Raw genomic sequence first — 17,191 nt, forward strand, 5'->3', positions numbered from 1 at the left:
GTAACTTACGGTACTGTAACCGCCATGGCGATCTCGGATGTCAAGGAATACGCGCATCTCACCGCTGCCGACGTGGAAGCGCTCGGCGCGGAATTCGACGCGATCCGGCGGGAAATCGAAGCCTCGCGCGGGGAAAAAGACGCGCGCTACATCCGCAACGTGATCCGGCTACAGCGCGCCCTCGAGATCAGCGGGCGCACCGTGCTGTTCGCCAGCTTCCTGCCGCCCGCGTGGCTGGCCGGCGTCGCCCTGCTCGGCACCGCCAAGATCATCGAGAACATGGAGATCGGGCACAACGTCATGCACGGGCAGTGGGACTGGATGAACGATCCGGAGATCCACTCCACCTCATGGGAATGGGACAACACCGGCCCGGCCAAGCACTGGAAGCACACCCACAACTACCTGCACCACAAGTACACCAATGTGCTCGGCATGGACGACGACATCGGCTACGGCCTGCTGCGCGTCACCCGTGACCAGCGCTGGCGGCCCTTCTACCTGGGCAACCCGGTCTACAACCTGCTGCTGCAGCTGTTCTTCGAGTACGGCGTGGCCATCCAGCACCTGGAGCTGGGCAAGCTGGCCGCGGGCAAGTACAAGCCGGGCACGCCGGAGCGGGCGGAGTTCGAGCGCAAGCGGCGCGAGGTGCTGACCAAGATCGGCAAGCAGACCCTCAAGGACTACGTGATCTTCCCGGCCCTGACCGGCCCGGCGTTCCTGACCACGCTGACGGCGAACCTGGCCGCCAACATGGTGCGCAACGTGTGGACCAACGCGGTGATCTTCTGCGGCCACTTCCCCGACGGCGCGGAGAAGTTCACCAAGCACGACGTGGAGACCGAGACCCAGGCCGAGTGGTACCTGCGCCAGATGCTGGGCAGCGCCAATATCGACGGCGGCCCGATCATGCACTTCATGACCGGCAACCTGAGCCACCAGATCGAGCACCACCTGTTCCCCGATCTGCCCAGCAACCGGTACGCCGATATCGCGGTGCGGGTGCGCGAACTGTGCGACAAGTACGACCTGCCCTACACCTCCGGCTCGCTGCCGGTGCAGTACTTCAAGTCGTGGCGCACCATCCTCAAGCTCTCGCTGCCGAACAAGTACCTGCGCCACACCGCCGACGACGCCCCCGAGACCTCCTCGGAGCGCCGCTGGGGCGGCAACGCGGTCCCCACCGTCGACCCGCTGACCGGCAAGCGCCGCGGCCTGCGCACGGCTCTGGAGCAGGGGCGCAAACGCGCCGTGGCGGAGGGCCGCAAACGCCTCACCCGCCGTGTGCCGGTGCTGTCGAAGGTGGGCTGAACGACCCACTACGCTTCGCCAGGTGGATGATCCGACCGGCCACCTGATTTCGTTCGAACCGGACTCGCCGTCGCGCCAGAGGGTGCGCCACGCGGGTGGCGGCGAGAACGGCACGGAAGGTTCGCCGCGAACGGACGACGCCGATCGAGTTCGCGGCACCGCCTTGGACGCGCCGGCCCGCGCGGGCGTCTACGAGGCCATTCACCTGCGCCGTGACGTGCGCGCGGAGTTCACAGGCGAGACCGTGGACGAGTCCACCCTGTGGCGCATCCTCGATGCCGCGCATCGCGCGCCCAGCGTGGGCAATTCGCAGCCGTGGGATTTCGTGGTGGTGCGCGATCCGGACCGGCTGGCCGCGTTCGCCGCGCACGTCGCCGAGCACCGGATCGCCTTCCGCGACGGGTTGCCGCCCGAGCGCGCGGCCGTCTTCGAGCCGATCAAGATCGAGGGCATCGTGGAGAGCGGGACGGGCATCGTCGTCACCCACGACGACAGCCGCGGCGGCCCGCAGGTGCTCGGCCGCGCGACCGTCCCCGAAACCGGCGTCTACTCCACGGTTCTCGCGATCCAGAACCTGTGGCTGGCCGCCACCGCGGAGGGCGTCGGCGTCGGGTGGGTGTCGTTCTACGACCCGGCCTTCCTCAGCGACCTGGTCGGCCTGCCCACGGGTATCCGGCCCATCGCGTGGTTGTGCGTCGGGCCGGTCCGCGAGTTCCAGACCGTCCCCGATCTGGAACGGTTCGGCTGGCGCTCCCGCCGCCCGCTCTCGGCGGCGGTCCACCACGAAACCTTCGGCACCGCAGACTGATCCGCTGCGGCCGAAGGACCACCGCTCACACGCGTTCCAGCACCGCCGAGGCGCCGATGCCGCCGGCCGCGCAGATGCCCAGAAGGGCCGCGTTCTTTCCCGAGAGGGCGAGCTCATTGGCCATGGTGGTGACCATGCGGGCGCCGGTGGCGCCGAAGGGGTGGCCCAGGGAGACCGAGCCGCCGTGGACGTTGAGGCGGTCGACGTCGATCTCGCCGACGGCGGTGTCGCGGTCCAGGCGGGTCTTGGCCCACTCGTCGCTGGCCAGCGCCTTCACCACGGACAGGGTCTGGGCGGCGAACGCCTCGTGGATATCCACGAAATCCACGTCGACCAGCGACATCCCGGCCTTGTCCAGCGCGCGCGGCATGGAGATGGCGGGGCCGATGAGCACCTGGTCGGTCGGGTCCACGCTCACGTAGCTCCACGAGCGGAACGCGGCCAGCGGGGTGAAGCCCAGCTCGCGGGCCTTCGCCTCGCTCATGAGCAGCACCGCCGAGGCGCCGTCGGTGAGCGGGCTGGCGTTGCCCGCGGTGACGGTGCCGTTCTCCGCGAACACCGGCTTCAGCTTCGCCAGCTTCTCGACGCCGGTGTCGCCGCGCACGAGTCCGTCGCGGCTGATCTCCACGCCGTCGGGCGTGCGGACGCTCAGCACCTCGCTGTCGAAACGGCCGGAGGCGATCGCGGCGGCGGCGCGGGCGTGCGAGCGGGCCGCGAACTCGTCCTGTTCGGCGCGGGTGACGCCGTGGATGCGCGCCATCTTCTCCGCCGACTCCCCCATCACCTCGCCGGTGGTGCGTTCGGCGATCTTGGGCCGGCTCGGCAGCAGATCGGTGAACGGCGCGAGCTGCGCGGCGGCCGAGAGGTAGTCCTTGACCTTCGGCTTGCCCAGCGCCAGCGGCGCGCCCGCGTGCACCAGCTTCTGGGGCAGCTTCACCTCGGCGTTGCTGGTGGAGTCGCTGCCGCCGGCGATCATGATGTCGTACTCGCCTCGCTCGATGGCGGCGACCGCCGAGGAGACGGCTTGCAGTCCGGACGCGCACGCCCTGGTGACGGTGTGGCCCTCGCACCCGGGGTCGAGCTTCAGGTCCAGTGCGATCTCGCGCGCGATGTTCGGCGCGGCGCTCGGCAGGATCACCCCGCCCCACACGATGGCCTGCACCTGGTCACCCGGCAGCCCGGTGCGGTCGAGCAGACCGCGCACGGCCGCGTCGGCAAGTGCGATGGAATCCATCCTGGTGAAGTCGGTGAACGCGCGCACGAACGGCGTGCGGGCACCGGAGACGATTACGGCACGGCGAGCAGCGTCGGAGGCCATGCGGAGTCCTTTCGAGGGAGATGTACCCCACAAACTTACTTGGAAGTAAGTTCAAGGGCCAGTGATACCTCCACCAATCCTTCCCGCACCCCACCGGGCGGGAAGGCCGGCAGACCCCTCGTTGGATACGCCGACGAGCCGGAAGGGCTCAGCGATCCCCTCCGTGCCGCTGAGCCCGCCCGCGCCGTCACCGCGCGGGAGCCCGTCCGTCGAACGCCCCTGCTCGCCCCGGACGGCAGGTCCGGCGCTCAGCCACGCACGGACCGCACCCTACGTCCGGCGCGAAAGAACAGTAGCGTTCTTTCCATAGACTTTTCAAATCTTTTCTATGAAGTTGTCATTTGTACCATCGGCCGCTTAGCATGAACGGCACTATGAGAAGCCCTTCGGAGCTGTCGCGGCAGAAGCGCTTCGGCCGGATCATCAAGGACCGCCGGGACGAACTCGGCCTCACGCAGCTGCAGATCGGCGACCTGGGTGGGCCGTCGGCTCCGACCATCCGCAAGATCGAGGACGGCGACGCCGCGATCAGCACCCACACGCTGAACAAGCTGGACGCCCCGCTGCGCTGGCTGCCGGGCAGTGCGGCGCGCACGTACGCGGGCGGCGCGCCCACCGCGCACGAGAGCGCCGCCGCCCCCGACGAATCGGTCGTCGCCGGGCCGACCTCGATCCGGTTCGACATCGCCGACCTCACCGGCCTGCTCGCCGCGACCGGCAGGCTCAGCGACGCGGTCGAACACGGCCGCACCACCGAACCCGCGATCACCGAGGCCGTCGCGGATCTCAACCGCGTGGTGTCGCGGCTGTCGGCGCGCTACGCCACGGTGATGCTGGAACGCAACGGCGGGCCGGGGCGGCAGCTGCACCCGCTGGTGGAGATGGCCTTCGCGCATCTGCTGGAGACCCCCGCCGACACCGACGATCCCGAAGAACTGGAAGAGCGCCGCTACCGGCGCTGGCTGGCGGGCCGCCCGGCGGACCTGACCGCCGCGGCCGAAGCCCGATTCCGCGCCCGCTGGCTGGCTGCGGGCGGAACGCCGACCACGAACGGCAAGCACTGAGGTACCCATGCCCGACACCGTGAACCTGACCCTGAGTCACAAGATCAACCGCTTGTTCGCGGTGATGCATCCCCGCTCGGCGCCCGAACGCAGCACCGAATCGGTGGCCGAACAGGTCGCCGAAGCGTTGAACCGGGCGGTCACCCCGGACTACCTGGAACAACTGCGCGACGGCCGCGTCGATCAGGACGGCGCCGACACCGAGGTGCTGGCCGCCGTCGCGTCGTGCTTCGGGGTGGCGCCGTGCTACCTCACCACCGCGGGCCCGGCCGCCGCGGGCATCGATCGCGAACTCGAACTGCTGGCCACCATGCGCGACGCGAACGTCGCCAGCATCGCGCTGCGCGGCTCCGCGATCGACCGGTCCGTGCTGGCGGCGGTCGTGCGGGAGGTCGACGACACCGCGGGCGAAATCAACCGCTGATCGTGGATTCGCGGCGCCGACTCGGCAACGGCACCGACTCCGGTTACCATCGTCAGCCACGGGGCGGGACCGCGGAACTGCTGTAGGAGAACGCATCGCATGGCCGGTATGGATACCCGCTTCCGGGAGCTGTCCCGGGACGTGCCGATACCGCACCCGTGGCGCCTGGACACCTACCTCGACGCCGTCGCGGAATTCCGCGGCCGCCCGATCAGCCTGCATCCCGTGGACACCGCGGTGCTGGCCGGGGCGGGCTGCGGCACCGGCAGCGGCCTGTGGATCGCCAAGCGCGACGCCGACGTCATCGTCTACGGCGCCGACACCACCGAGTGGCACGCCGAGCACATCATCGCCCACGAACTCGGGCACATGCTGCTCGGTCACGGCCCCGACACCGAGGAGACCCCGGACGGGCCGACCGCGCGGACCGTCGCGGCGGTCGCCGAGCTGCTGCCCTCCATCTCCCCGGAGTCCATCGCGCACGTGCTCGGCCGCACCGACTACGGCACCACCCGGGAACGCGACGCGGAGACCTTCGCCGACATGGTGATGTTGCAGGCCATGCGCCCGCCGCACCGCGATTCGCTGCTGCACCGGACGTTCTTCCGCGACCGCCGCAGGTGAGTTCGCCGATCCCAGGCCCGGTCGCCGCGCCGCTGATCGCGTTCGTCGCCCTGGTGACGATCGGCCGCTGGATCCTCTTGCGCCGCACCGCGACCGATCGCCTGCTCAATCGCGCGCTGGCGTGGGCGGGCGCGGGGCCGCTGCTGCTCGAACGCGGCCTGGCCCCGCAGTTCGGCAGCCTCATGCATCAGGTGTCGATGGGCTGCATGGTGAGGGGCGTGATGAGCGCGTACGGCGCGGCGGCGCTGTGGGCGGGCGCCGATCCGGCGACGGCGCGCGCCCGGCAGCGACGTTACGACCTGGTCGGCGTGACGGGCGCGGTGACGATCCTGCTGGTGGGCACCGAGTCGCGGGGCGAGGGCAGGTTGCTGGGACTGGGAGTCGGCCGTGTCGGCGCCGGCGCTGTGCCTGCCCGCGGTGGCCTGCGGGCGGCTGATGTGGCGGGCGCTGTGGCGCGAGGCCCGGCGCGCCGACGCGACCCGGCGCGAACGCCTCGTCTACGGCACCCTGTTGGCCGCGCTCACCGCGGGCGCGGCCGGGTTGCCGTTCTCGGCGGCGCTGCTGATCGGCCGCCGCACCGTGGACGGTCCGGAACTGCTGCGCTGGGCGGTGCCCAATTTCGTGGTGATCACGGTCGCCGCCGTGCCGCTGGCCGATGTCCTCGCGACCCGCGCCGGACTGGATCGCTCGCGCTAGGCGCTGCCGCCGACTGCTGTGGCGGGACGTGACGGGCGCCGTGCCGGCAATCGTGCTCGATTCGGATGCCGCGCCGCACCGGGGCGACGCCGACGTCCGCCTGATCCGGATGACGGTCGAGATCCGCGACGCCCTGCTGCACCTGAATCGCTATGTGCCCGAAGACCTTCCGGACACCGGTGACGATCCGCCACGCCGGTACGCCACGCGCATCGCCGACGCCATTCGCACCGAGCGGGCGGGCACCGGCCCGGTGCGCACCAACCCGGGCTCGGCACCGCTCGGACCGGAGTGCGCCGATATCGACGCCGAACTGCGGCACCTGCTGGCGTTGGCGAAGGTGTCGCCGGTGGAGACAGGCGCCCGGCCGGCGCCGCGAACGGCACCGGCCGGGTGGTCCGGACGCTTCGCTACGCGAGCCTGATCAGGCCGTAGTCGAAGGCGTGGCGACGGTAGACGACCGACGGTCGGTCGGTCTCCTTGTCCTGGAACAAGAAGAAATCGTGGCCGACGAGCTCCATCTGGTACAGGGCGTCGTCGACGGACATCGGCGTGGCGGAGTGGACCTTGGTGCGCACGATGTGGCCGGGACCGGCCTCGTACTCGATCTCGTCCTTCTTCGCGTGCTCACCGGGGTGCTCGTGCGCGGCCGACCCGTTGGTCAGCGTGAACAGCGAGTCGTCGATGAGATCGGCGGTGGCCTCGGCCACCGAGAGCGGGGTCTTTTCGCCGTAGTGCACGCGGCGGCGGTCCTTGGTGCGCCGCAGCCGGCTCTCCAGCTTCGCGGTCACCGACTCGAACGCGGCATAGAAGCTGTCCGCGCAGGCCTCGGCCCGGACCACCGGGCCCTTGCCGCGCGCCGTGATCTCCACACGCTGGCAACTCTTACGCTGACGACGGTTGCGTTCGTGGAACAGCTCGACGTCGAACAGGAATATCGACGGGTCGAAGCGTTCGAGACGGGAGAGTTTCTCCGCGACATAGATTCGGAAATGATCGGGGACCTCCACATTGCGGCCCTTGACCACGATGTCGGCTCGGGTGGCCGGTGGCCGGTCCGCTTCGGATGGGTCTGTCGCGTCCACGACGCCGGCGAGCGTCGAGGGATCAGCGGCTTTCGCTGAAGGTCGTGAAGTAGTCGTCACGCGTACCTCCCGGATCTGGCCGCACGAACCGAATACCCGTGCGGCGGGATTGAACCGTGCCGAACGAGAATCCTGACGAATGGGAGCGCGGACCGAGAGAGGTCAGCCAGGCTGACGCCTTCGAGCGAGCTCACACCGGGGAATCGCACGACACGTAGATGTCCGAGGCGCCACCTCCAAACTCTCGGTTCGGGTGTGTGTTCGCGACGCTAGTACGCCGCGCGGCAGTCCGCCAGTGTTCACGCAAATTTCCCGGAGTCAAGCAGCGCACGTCACCAGAACGGCACGTGTCGCCAGCCCGGAACGGGCCAGCGCACGCACCGATTCGCGGGCGGTCGCGCCGGTGGTGAGGACGTCGTCGACCACGATCACCTCGGCGTTTTCCGTCACCTCCGCGTCCGGTACGCGGCGGTGGCACACCGATACCCGCCCGCTCAGGTTGTGCACGCGCTCACGAGGGGTGAGGCCGACCGAATCCCGCACACCCCGCCCGGCACGCAGGATCGGCGCCACCCGGCAATCGTCCAGCCAACCCGCCGCCACCCGCGCGGCGCGCAGCACCGGATCACCGCCGCGCCTGCGGGCCGCCGCGCGACGGGTCGGCGCGGGCACTACCAGCAGCGGACGTGCTGGCGCACGCAACCGGGCCAGCGCGAGCGCGTACGCGAAGCCGACCGGATTCGCGACATCGCGGCGCCCGGATTCCTTGGCCGCCAGCACCGCCCGCCGGGCCGCTCCGCGATACGGGGCGATCGCCCAGCACGGCACCCCCGGATCGGACCGCGGACGCAGCCGCACCGGCCTGCGGGCGAGCACGGCGGCGCAGTCCAGGCACCAGCGCACCCCGGGCGCGCCACAGCCCGCGCAGGCCAGCGGGAGCACCAGGTCGGCGAGGGTCGATTCCATGGGCGGATTCTGCCCCGCCGCACCGACATCCGGCCGGGCTCAGCCGGGCAGCACCGGAGCGGTGTCGGAGCCGGAGAGGCCGGGGATCTCGGTCCAGTAGCGCAACTCGCTGGTCTCGTTGCTGGTCAGCCCGAGCACGCCGCGCGAATCGGCGACGTACTGGGTGGTGGGCGAGGCCGCCACCACGCGCACCGGCGGGGTGAGGTTCTGCGAGGTCGTCGACACCTGCTCGGACCCGTCGATGGCGACGGTCACCACCGGGTCCACATTGCCCTCCCTGGCCACGATGATCCGGTCGCCGCCGAGCCAGTTCAGCGACACCGCGCTGGTGCTGAGCACGGCGATCGGCAGCGGCGAGGTGAGCACGTAGCGGCCGTCGGGGCGCGGCTCGACCACCGCGACGAACACCTTGCCGTCGGCGATGATCGCGGCGCGCACGCCCGTGGCGGAGACCCGCAACTCGGTGATGGGCCCGCGCAGCGCGGGCGCCGAAGGCGAACCGAAGAGCGCGGAGGTGTCCACATCCCGCACCGACACGTTGCCGGTGCCGCGGTCGTTGACGGCGCGGATCACCCGGTCGCCGTTGATCACCGCCCAGGCGGCGCCGCCGTCGGCCGTCCACGACGGTCTGCTGATGGTGTCGCCCTCCGCGACGGGGAACGCGCCGCCGCCGTAGGTGCCGATCATCAGCGTGCGTGGCGGTTCCGGGGCCGGGCGGCCCGCCTCGGCCACGGCCGCCACCAGCTGGCCGTCGGGGCTGAGCGCGATCGAACGCAAGTTGTTCACCCCGCCGAAGTAGCCGGGCGCGTTCACCACCCCGCTGTCGGTGACCTGCACCAGCGCCCCGTCGCGCAGCGCGTGCAGGCCGATCCGGTTCTGCGCCACCGCCGTCGGGCCGAAGTGCTCGACGTCGGCCACCGACCAGCCGTTGGCGGCGAACCGGTCGTCGAGGGGTTTGCCGTCGGCCAGGAGCATGTACGGGCCGAGGATGTCGGCGGCGGCCAGCGTGAGCACCACCTGCGCGGCGAGCAGTTCTCGATCGCGCGGGGCGAGTTCGGAGGCGCCCGCGAAATCGATGCGCACCCCGCCCAAGCCCACACCGACCTCGTCGGGATCGCCGTTGGCCTTGGTGATCGGACCGCGCAGCGTGACGGGGGCGGCGAGTTCGTTGCGCACCACGGCCGCCAGCGCGGGCTGGCTGCCCTCGGTGAGCAGCGTCAGCAGCCGCTGGGTGAGCTGGTTCTTGGGCACCGAGATCCAGCGCAGATCGGGCACCACGGAGGCGCCCGACGGGTCGGCGAAGTAGAGCACGTTGCGCCGGTAGGACTTGGCGAACGCGGTCTTGTCCATGACCACGCCGTCGGGCAGCTCGTCGATGCGCCACTCGCCGTCGACCCTGGTCATCTCGATCTTGTTCTCGACCGTGCCCTCCACGGCCCGGTAGGACCCGTCGGGCGCCAGTTCGGCCACCCGCTGCGCGCGGATCACGTAGGTGGCCTGGTCGCCGGAGCGCGACTCGCGCAGGGTGTCGGGCTTGTCCACGATGAGGGTGCCCGCCGAGTCGTCCCACTGGGCCGAGGCCGCGGGCGTCATGTACTGACGCGCCGCCAGGTGCCGGTTGGTGGGGTCGGCGGTGGCCTGCAGGAAGTCCCGCAGCAGCAGGTCGGGGTCGCGGCCGGGCAGGGGCGGCGGCGGGCCCTCGGTGGTGGGCTCGCGGTTGAGCGTGCCCAGCGCCTGCGGCGAGGAGGAGTCGGGCAGGCTCGCGCAGCCGCCGAGCACCAGCAGCGCCGCGAGCAAGGTCGCGCACACCGCGAACCGGCGGGGGGTTCTGGCACCGGGCATCGTCATGACTGTACGTCTCCGCGTTCGGTGAGCACCGAGCCCGCGGCCGTGTCGGCGGCCTCGGCCGCACCGTTCACCGGCGTGGCCGGGGGTGTCGTGCCGTCGCCGCGCGCGGCGGGCTCGGCGGGCGATTCGGCGCGCTGGAACGGCACCGTCGGCACGTCGCCGTCGGCGAGGTCCGCCGTGCGCGTGGGCTTGCGCCCGGCCGGTTCCAGCGGCAGCGGGCTCACGCCCATCTTGCGGCCGCGCACCATCGGCAGGGTGAGCCGGAACGCCGCGCCGACGCCGACCTCGCCCCACGCCTCCAGCCTGCCCTCGTGCAGGTTCGCGTCCTCCACGCTGATCGACAGGCCCAGGCCGGTGCCGCCGGAGCGGCGCATCCGCGACGGGTCCGAGCGCCAGAACCGGTTGAAGACCAGCTTCTCCTCGCCGGGCCGCAGACCGACGCCCTGGTCGCGCACGACCATCGCGACGGCGTTGACCTCGGCGTCGCCCCGCATGCGGATGAGCACCGGTTTGCCCTCGCTGTGGTCGATGGCGTTGGCCAGCAGGTTGCGCAACACGCGCTCCACGCGCCGCGGGTCGACCTCGGCCACCACCGGGTCCTCCGGCAGGTCGATGACGATCTCCACGCCGGCGTCCTTGGCCAGGTGGCGCACCGTGGAGATGGCCGCCCGCGCGCACATCCGCACGTCGAGCGACTCGATCTGCAACTCGGCCACGCCGGCGTCGTGACGGCTGATCTCGAGCAGGTCGTTGAGCAGGCCCTCGAACCGGTCCAGTTCGGTGACCAGCAGTTCGGCGCTGCGCGCCAGCGTCACGTCCAGATCCTCGCTGCTGCCGTGGATCAGGTCGGCGGCCATGCGCACGGTGGTCAGCGGGGTGCGCAGTTCGTGGCTCACATCGGAGGTGAATCGGCGCTGCAGGTTGCCGAATTCCTCGAGCTGGGTGATCTGGTTGGACAGGCTCTCGGCCATCTCGTTGAACGCCTGCGCCAGCCGCGCCATATCGTCCTCGCCGCGCACCAGCATGCGCTCTTTCAGGCGGCCGTCGGCGAAGCGGCTCGCGATGCGCGCCGCCGAGCGGATCGGCAGCACCACCTGGCGGGTGACCAGCGCGGTGATCGCGGCGAGCAGGACCAGCAGCACCAGGCCGCCGATCATCATGGTGCCGCGCATCAGGGCCAGGCTGCGTTCCTCGTTGGCCAGCGGGAAGATCAGGTAGATCTCCAGGGTCGGCACCTCGGCGCTGGGGCTGCCGATGATGAGCGCACTGCCGTGGTAGCCGTCCGGGTCGTCGACCGTGGCGAACTGGTAGCTGACCTGGTTGCGCTGCACGAAACGGCGCAGCTCCTCGGGCACCTCCTGGATCGGGCCGGAGGCGACCTGCTGCGGCGGGGTGCCGCCGATGACGCTCAGCGCCGAATCGAAACTGCCCGCGGCGCCCGCGGATTGGCCGGTGCCGCCGCGATTGGACAGGCTGTTGCGCGTCTCGTCGAGGCGCTGGCGCTGCGCGCCGATGTCGTGCACGCCCGAGAGCTGGCTCTCGACCGTGTTGCGGGCGCGTTCCATTTCCTCGACGGCCGCGTTGATCTTCGCGTCCAGCAGGCGGTCGGTGATCTGACTGGTCAGCACCACCCCGAGGATGGTGATGACGATGAGCGAGAGCGTCAGCGTGGACACGATGACGCGCAGCTGCAGCGAACGCCGCCACAAGTGCCCGAGGGCGGTGCCCGCGTCCTTGAACCATGCGATCGCGGGCGCGAGCCAGGTTTCCAGGCGTGCGATCACCCCGGCCGGCGGCCGAACCGGGTCCCCCGGACCCGACGCGTCACCGGCGGGGCGATCCGCGTCGCCATCGGTCACGGCGGTCCGGCCTTGTACCCGACCCCGCGGACGGTCAGCACGATCTCAGGATTCTCCGGGTCCTTCTCGACCTTGGCGCGCAGGCGCTGCACGTGCACGTTCACCAGGCGGGTGTCGGCCGCGTGGCGGTAACCCCAGACCTGTTCCAGCAGCACCTCGCGGGTGAACACCTGGCGCGGTTTGCGCGCCAGCGCCACCAGCAGGTCGAACTCGAGCGGCGTCAGCGAGATCTGCTGACCGGCCCGGCTCACCTTGTGCGCGGGCACGTCGATCACGATGTCGGCGATCGACAGCAGCTCCGCCGGCTCCTCCTCGGTGCGGCGCAGGCGCGCCCGCACCCTGGCCACCAGCTCCTTCGGCTTGAACGGCTTCACGATGTAGTCGTCCGCGCCGGACTCCAGACCGAGCACCACGTCGACCGTGTCGGTCTTGGCCGTGAGCATGACGATCGGGACACCGGAATCGGCCCGCAGCACGCGGCACACGTCGATGCCGTTCATGCCGGGCAGCATCAGGTCCAGCAACACCAGATCGGGGCGGATCTCGCGAACCGCCGCCAGGGCCTGTGTGCCGTCGCCGACCACGTGCGGGTCGAACCCTTCCCCGCGCAGGACGATCGTGAGCATCTCAGCGAGTGCCATATCGTCGTCGACGACCAGAATCTTCGGCTTCATAATTACTATGTTGTCATCTCCCAGGCCAGGATCGGGCCGCCACGCCAACACCGATGCGTAACAACCGGCCGTTCACACCGCGTAGCCGGACGAATTGTTTCGCCGCTCCACACTAATGGACGCGACCGGAACGGTCACCGTCAGGCCGCACCCGCGCGACCCGCTCATCTCGCGCGGATTTCGGCGATCCGCGCGGCCAGCACCTCAGGGTCGTCGCCTGGGGCGTGCACCCACCACCGGCCGTGCCATCCGGTCTCGACGAGTTCGCGGTAGACCTCCAGCGTGCGCTGCTGTAGGTCGGCGTCGCGTTCGTAGGCGTCGAGCGCGCGCGTGCTGTCGAGTTCGCCTCGGCGGCGCGCGCGTTCGGCCGCGAGTTCGGTCGGCACGTCCAGCAGCACTTGCGCGTCGGGTTCGGGCATGCCGAACCGACCGAACTCCAAATCCGCTGTCCAGCGGGTCATCTCGCCGTCGGCGGACTGGTGCAGGCGGGCCGCGTTGTAGGCGGCGTTGGAGGCGACGTAGCGATCCAGGATCACGATGTCGTTGTCCGCCAACAGTTTCGCCAGTTCGGTGCGGGCGTCGGCGCGGTCCAGCGCGAACAGCAGCGCCATCGCGTACACCGAGTCGGCCAGATCGCCGTGCGCGCCGCGCAACGCCTCGGCGGCGAGATCGGCGTGCGCGGAACGTCCGTAGCGCGGGAAGGCCAGTGTCGCGACCGAGAGTCCGCGCGCGGCCAGCGCCGCCACGACGGCATCGGTCAGCGTGCGCTTACCCGCGCCGTCCAGCCCTTCCACCGCGATCAGCACTCCCATGGCACGCACAGTACCCCCGCCCGCGCGAGGCTCCGGGCCGAGGTCACGACGGCGACCGGATGCGCCGCGCGCCAACGCAATACGCGAAAGGCCCGGCGGTGCGATGCCGCCGGGCCTGTCACAGATCGACCGGAAATGTCAGTACCGGTAGTGCTCGGGCTTGTAGGGGCCCTCGACGTCGACGCCGATGTACTCGGCCTGGTCCTTGGTGAGCTTGGTCAGCGTGCCGCCGAGCGCTTCGACGTGGATGCGCGCGACCTTCTCGTCCAGGTGCTTGGGCAGCCGGTAGACCTCGTTGTCGTACTGCTCGGGCTTGGTCCACAACTCGATCTGCGCGATCACCTGGTTGGAGAAACTGTTCGACATCACGAACGAGGGGTGCCCGGTCGCGTTGCCGAGATTGAGCAGACGCCCTTCCGAGAGCACGATGATGGACTTGCCCGACTCACCGAAAGTCCACAAGTCGACCTGCGGTTTGATGTTCAAACGCGTGGCGCCGGACCGTTCCAGGGCGGCCATATCGATCTCGTTGTCGAAATGCCCGATATTGCCCAGGATGGCCTGGTCCTTCATCGCCTTCATATGGTCGAGGGTGATGATGTCCTTGTTGCCGGTCGAGGTGATGACGATATCGGCGCCGCCGATCGCCTGCTCCACGGTGACCACGTCGTAGCCGTCCATCAGCGCCTGCAACGCGTTGATCGGGTCGATCTCGGTGACCTGCACCCGCGCGCCCTGCCCGGCCAGCGACTCCGCGCACCCCTTGCCGACATCGCCGTACCCGCAGATCAGCACCTTCTTACCGCCGATCAGCACGTCGGTGCCGCGGTTGATGCCGTCGATCAGCGAGTGCCGGGTGCCGTACTTGTTGTCGAACTTCGACTTGGTCACCGAGTCGTTGACGTTGATCGCCGGGAACACCAGCTCCCCCGCCGCCGCGAACTGGTACAGGCGCAGCACACCGGTGGTGGTCTCCTCGGTGACACCCTGCACGCTCTCCGCGATCGCCGACCACTTGCCCTTGTCGGTCTCGAAACGCTCGCGCAGCAGGTTCAGGAACACCTTGTACTCGGCGGAGTGCTCCTCCTCCTCGGGCGGCACCACACCGGCCTTCTCGAACTGCGCGCCGCGCAGCACGAGCATGGTGGCGTCACCACCGTCGTCGAGGATCATGTTGGCCGGCTCGCCGGGCCAGGTCAGCATCTGCTCGGCCGCCCACCAGTACTCCTCCAGCGTCTCGCCCTTCCAGGCGAACACCGGGGTGCCCTTCGGCTCGTCCACCGTGCCGTGCGGGCCCACCACCACCGCCGCGGCGGCGTGATCCTGGGTCGAGAAAATGTTGCACGAGGCCCACCGGACCTGCGCGCCCAGCGAAGTCAGGGTCTCGATCAGCACCGCGGTCTGCACCGTCATGTGCAGCGAGCCCGAGATCCGCGCCCCCTGCAACGGCTGCACCTCGGCGTACTCGCGCCGCAGCGCCATCAGACCGGGCATCTCGTGCTCGGCGAGCCGGATCTCCTTGCGGCCGAACTCGGCCAGCGACAGGTCCGCCACCTTGTAGTCGATGCCGTTGCGGACATCGGGGGTCAGGGACACACGTGCGGGAAGTTCTGAGGTCGTCATCTGCCTCTCCATGGTTCGGCTGTACCGAAGCAAGGCTAGCCGTTGTGTCCCGGCCGGTGTGGCGCGACCGCCGACGGGTCAGCCGAAGGGGATGCCGCTGGGCCAGAGGCTGGACTCGGCGGTGACCGATCCGTCCGGATCGTCGGCGAATTCGCCCGCGCAGTCACCGTTCAGCGCGGCGCGCACCTGCTCCCACACGACCGGCAGCACCGGTTCGAGGCTGTGGTCGAGGCCGCCGTTGCCGAGCGTGGCGAAGGGCGTCAGCCGGCACTGTCCGCCGTCGAGGTCGCCGGTGGTCCACTCGCGCTCGCTGCGGATCGAGTAGTAGGCGGTGTCGCCGGGGGTGTCGTCGCCCTCGTTGAGCGCGGCCATGAAGTCGGTGCCCGGGCACACCTCCGCGCCGACGGGCTGGCCGCACGCGCCGGGCGAACCGTATTGCGGCGCACCGATGGACACGTAGGTCGCCACCGACTCGGTGCCGCCGAGATTGCGCAGGTAGTAGCGGGCGCTGACGGAGCCGATGCTGTGCGTCACGAGCGAGACGGGCACGCCGGGATGGTCCGCGCGGGCGGCGGCGACGGCCGCGCCGATGACGGGCGCCTCGGCGGCGAGGTCGAATCCCTCGAGATCCAGCACGATCGGGGTGTAGCCCGCGCGGCGCAACATCTCGGCCATCGGCTGGTACGGCAGCGCGCCGAGATACTGACCGGGCACGATCACCACCACGCCGCGCGACGGGTCCTGCGCGTGCGCGGGCGCCGCGAGACCCGCCGCGACGAGCACGAAGAACAGAATCCGCTTCATCATCAGCTGAGCCTTACCTGAGCACGATGTGTGCCGGAAGGTTACCAAGCGGCGGCGGCACCGTCGGGAAAGTGGGAGTCAGCCCACACCGTGCTGGGCCAGCAGCTTCTCACGCTTGCGCGGCTGGATGTTCGCGCGGGTCACGTCGCCGCCGTAGTGCTCGAGCACCCGGTGATCCATGATCCGGCGCCACAGCGGCGGGATGGCGGCGAACACGATCATGCTCGCGTACCCGCCGGGCAGTTGCGGCGCCTGCTCCGAAGTGCGCAGCGTCTGGTAGCGACGGCCCGGGTTGGCGTGGTGGTCGCTGTGCCGCTGCAGGTGGAACAGGAAGATATTGGTGACCAGCCGGTCGCTGTTCCAGCTGTCGCGCGGGGAGCAGCGGGCCCAGTGCCCGTTGGGCCTGCGTTCGCGCAGCAGACCGTAGTGCTCGACGTAGTTCACCGTCTCCAGCAGCAGCGCGCCGATCGCGGCTTGCAGCAGCAGCCACGGCAGCACCTTCGGGCCGAAGGCCACGACCAGTCCGCCGAAGAGCACCAGCGTCATCGACCACGCCTGCAGGATGTGGTTGTCGAGCGACCACCAGCCCTTGCCCTTGCGCGCCAGCCGCTCCTTCTCCAGCCTCAGCGCGGACCGGAAGCCGCCCGCGACCGTGCGCGGCAGGAATTCATAGAGCGACTCACCCAGCCGGGCGCTCGCCGGATCGTCCGGGGTGGCGACGCGCACGTGGTGGCCGCGGTTGTGCTCGACGAAGAAGTGGCCGTAGGCCGACTGCGCCAGCGCGATCTTGGCCAGCCATCGCTCCAGGTGCTCGACGCGGTGGCCCAGTTCGTGCGCGGCGTTGATGCCGATGCCGCTGACGAAACCGAGCGTCGCGGCCAGGCCGAGCTTGTCGACCACGCTGAGGTCGTCGCCCGCCCACATATAGGAGGCGATCATCAGGCCGATCATCTGGATCGGGAGGAAAATGAAGGTGCACCAGCGGTAGTAGCGATCGTTGGACAGCAGTTCATAGTCCTCGTCGCGGGGGTTGCTGCCGTCCTCGCCGACCACCCAGTCCAGGACCGGAATGGCCACCAGCACGATGATCGGACCGATCCACCAGAAGACCTCGGAGCCGGTGTGGAGCACCAACTGCGAGGGCAGCAACGCGGACGCGGGCGCGATCAGGCCGAGAACCCACAGATGGCGTTTGGGATCGGGTGATCCCGCCGGTTTGCCAACCGTTTGCACGTTTGCCCCGCTAAAAAAAGACCCTGACTCAGCTATACGAGA

General features: G+C 70.0%; 17 protein-coding genes. 7 read left to right on the forward strand and 10 right to left on the reverse strand.

Annotated elements, in window-relative coordinates; translation table 11 throughout:
- Positions 1-24: 24 nt before the first annotated feature.
- Both DFR74_RS10860 and bluB read left to right on the forward strand, forming a co-directional pair.
- Positions 25-1,311 (forward strand): fatty acid desaturase family protein, encoded by a 1,287-nt coding sequence (locus tag DFR74_RS10860; protein WP_067514023.1) that lies wholly within the window; start codon positions 25-27, stop codon positions 1,309-1,311.
- A gap of 163 nt (positions 1,312-1,474) precedes the next feature.
- Entirely contained in the window at positions 1,475-2,119 is a 645-nt protein-coding gene (gene bluB, locus DFR74_RS10865) for a 5,6-dimethylbenzimidazole synthase (protein ID WP_067514032.1), read from the forward strand.
- A gap of 25 nt (positions 2,120-2,144) precedes the next feature.
- On the opposite strand, the gene DFR74_RS10870 is transcribed toward bluB, so the two are convergent.
- Positions 2,145-3,437: an acetyl-CoA C-acyltransferase gene (locus DFR74_RS10870; protein ID WP_067514022.1), complete on the reverse strand. Its 1,293-nt coding sequence runs from the start codon at positions 3,435-3,437 to the stop codon at positions 2,145-2,147.
- Positions 3,438-3,811: 374 nt separating this feature from the next.
- Between DFR74_RS10870 and DFR74_RS10875 the strand changes: the two genes are divergently transcribed.
- From DFR74_RS10875 to DFR74_RS10895, 5 genes are all read left to right on the forward strand, one after another.
- The gene (locus DFR74_RS10875; RefSeq protein WP_067514021.1) at positions 3,812-4,501 is read left to right on the forward strand and encodes a helix-turn-helix domain-containing protein; all 690 of its coding nucleotides are present in this window, start codon (positions 3,812-3,814) and stop codon (positions 4,499-4,501) included.
- A gap of 7 nt (positions 4,502-4,508) precedes the next feature.
- Entirely contained in the window at positions 4,509-4,925 is a 417-nt protein-coding gene (locus DFR74_RS10880) for a hypothetical protein (RefSeq protein WP_067514020.1), read from the forward strand.
- 99 nt (positions 4,926-5,024) lie between these two features.
- Positions 5,025-5,549, forward strand: coding sequence for an ImmA/IrrE family metallo-endopeptidase (locus DFR74_RS10885; protein WP_067514019.1), 525 nt, complete (start codon positions 5,025-5,027; stop codon positions 5,547-5,549).
- 387 nt (positions 5,550-5,936) lie between these two features.
- Positions 5,937-6,245, forward strand: a complete 309-nt coding sequence (locus tag DFR74_RS10890) for a hypothetical protein (RefSeq protein ID WP_067514018.1) — start codon at positions 5,937-5,939, stop codon at positions 6,243-6,245.
- 28 nt (positions 6,246-6,273) lie between these two features.
- The gene (locus tag DFR74_RS10895) at positions 6,274-6,669 is read left to right on the forward strand and encodes a DUF6545 domain-containing protein (RefSeq protein ID WP_067514017.1); all 396 of its coding nucleotides are present in this window, start codon (positions 6,274-6,276) and stop codon (positions 6,667-6,669) included.
- Here the strand turns inward: DFR74_RS10895 and hpf are convergent.
- The 9 genes from hpf to DFR74_RS10940 form a co-directional block, all read right to left on the reverse strand.
- Positions 6,656-7,330 carry a ribosome hibernation-promoting factor, HPF/YfiA family gene (gene hpf / locus DFR74_RS10900; RefSeq protein WP_067514016.1) on the reverse strand — a complete coding sequence of 225 codons (675 nt, stop codon included), beginning with the start codon at positions 7,328-7,330 and terminating at the stop codon, positions 6,656-6,658. The two genes, DFR74_RS10895 and hpf, sit on opposite strands and share 14 nt — an antisense overlap.
- 318 nt (positions 7,331-7,648) lie before the next feature.
- Positions 7,649-8,296, reverse strand: a complete 648-nt coding sequence (locus tag DFR74_RS10905; protein WP_067514015.1) for a ComF family protein — start codon at positions 8,294-8,296, stop codon at positions 7,649-7,651.
- Positions 8,297-8,335: 39 nt separating this feature from the next.
- Entirely contained in the window at positions 8,336-10,144 is a 1,809-nt protein-coding gene (lpqB, locus tag DFR74_RS10910; RefSeq protein WP_084538175.1) for an MtrAB system accessory lipoprotein LpqB, read from the reverse strand.
- Positions 10,141-11,892 (reverse strand): MtrAB system histidine kinase MtrB, encoded by a 1,752-nt coding sequence (mtrB, locus tag DFR74_RS10915; protein WP_084538178.1) that lies wholly within the window; start codon positions 11,890-11,892, stop codon positions 10,141-10,143. The genes lpqB and mtrB overlap by 4 nt, the downstream gene beginning before the upstream one ends.
- Before the next feature lie 107 nt (positions 11,893-11,999).
- Positions 12,000-12,677, reverse strand: coding sequence for an MtrAB system response regulator MtrA (mtrA, locus tag DFR74_RS10920; RefSeq protein WP_067514013.1), 678 nt, complete (start codon positions 12,675-12,677; stop codon positions 12,000-12,002).
- A 164-nt stretch (positions 12,678-12,841) separates the two neighbouring features.
- The gene (locus DFR74_RS10925) at positions 12,842-13,489 is read right to left on the reverse strand and encodes a dTMP kinase (RefSeq protein WP_067514012.1); all 648 of its coding nucleotides are present in this window, start codon (positions 13,487-13,489) and stop codon (positions 12,842-12,844) included.
- A gap of 138 nt (positions 13,490-13,627) precedes the next feature.
- Entirely contained in the window at positions 13,628-15,112 is a 1,485-nt protein-coding gene (ahcY, locus tag DFR74_RS10930) for an adenosylhomocysteinase (RefSeq protein WP_067514011.1), read from the reverse strand.
- A gap of 78 nt (positions 15,113-15,190) precedes the next feature.
- A complete protein-coding gene (locus tag DFR74_RS10935; RefSeq protein ID WP_067514010.1) occupies positions 15,191-15,919 on the reverse strand; it encodes a lipase family alpha/beta hydrolase in 729 nt (242 codons plus the stop codon).
- A 75-nt stretch (positions 15,920-15,994) separates the two neighbouring features.
- Positions 15,995-17,149 (reverse strand): alkane 1-monooxygenase, encoded by a 1,155-nt coding sequence (locus DFR74_RS10940; RefSeq protein WP_067514009.1) that lies wholly within the window; start codon positions 17,147-17,149, stop codon positions 15,995-15,997.
- Positions 17,150-17,191: the final 42 nt, after the last annotated feature.

Source organism: Nocardia puris (assembly GCF_003315035.1).
GTDB classification, from domain to species: Bacteria; Actinomycetota; Actinomycetes; order Mycobacteriales; family Mycobacteriaceae; genus Nocardia; species Nocardia puris.

Coding starts and splice junctions, on each gene's coding strand:
- mtrA (WP_067514013.1), bottom strand. CDS start 12,677: ATGAAGCCGAAGATTCTGGTCGTCGACGACGATATGGCACTCGCTGAG.
- DFR74_RS10925 (WP_067514012.1), bottom strand. CDS start 13,489: ATGGGAGTGCTGATCGCGGTGGAAGGGCTGGACGGCGCGGGTAAGCGC.
- lpqB (WP_084538175.1), bottom strand. CDS start 10,144: ATGACGATGCCCGGTGCCAGAACCCCCCGCCGGTTCGCGGTGTGCGCG.
- ahcY (WP_067514011.1), bottom strand. CDS start 15,112: ATGACGACCTCAGAACTTCCCGCACGTGTGTCCCTGACCCCCGATGTC.
- DFR74_RS10905 (WP_067514015.1), bottom strand. CDS start 8,296: ATGGAATCGACCCTCGCCGACCTGGTGCTCCCGCTGGCCTGCGCGGGC.
- DFR74_RS10880 (WP_067514020.1), top strand. CDS start 4,509: ATGCCCGACACCGTGAACCTGACCCTGAGTCACAAGATCAACCGCTTG.
- DFR74_RS10870 (WP_067514022.1), bottom strand. CDS start 3,437: ATGGCCTCCGACGCTGCTCGCCGTGCCGTAATCGTCTCCGGTGCCCGC.
- DFR74_RS10935 (WP_067514010.1), bottom strand. CDS start 15,919: ATGATGAAGCGGATTCTGTTCTTCGTGCTCGTCGCGGCGGGTCTCGCG.
- DFR74_RS10885 (WP_067514019.1), top strand. CDS start 5,025: ATGGCCGGTATGGATACCCGCTTCCGGGAGCTGTCCCGGGACGTGCCG.
- DFR74_RS10860 (WP_067514023.1), top strand. CDS start 25: ATGGCGATCTCGGATGTCAAGGAATACGCGCATCTCACCGCTGCCGAC.
- DFR74_RS10875 (WP_067514021.1), top strand. CDS start 3,812: ATGAGAAGCCCTTCGGAGCTGTCGCGGCAGAAGCGCTTCGGCCGGATC.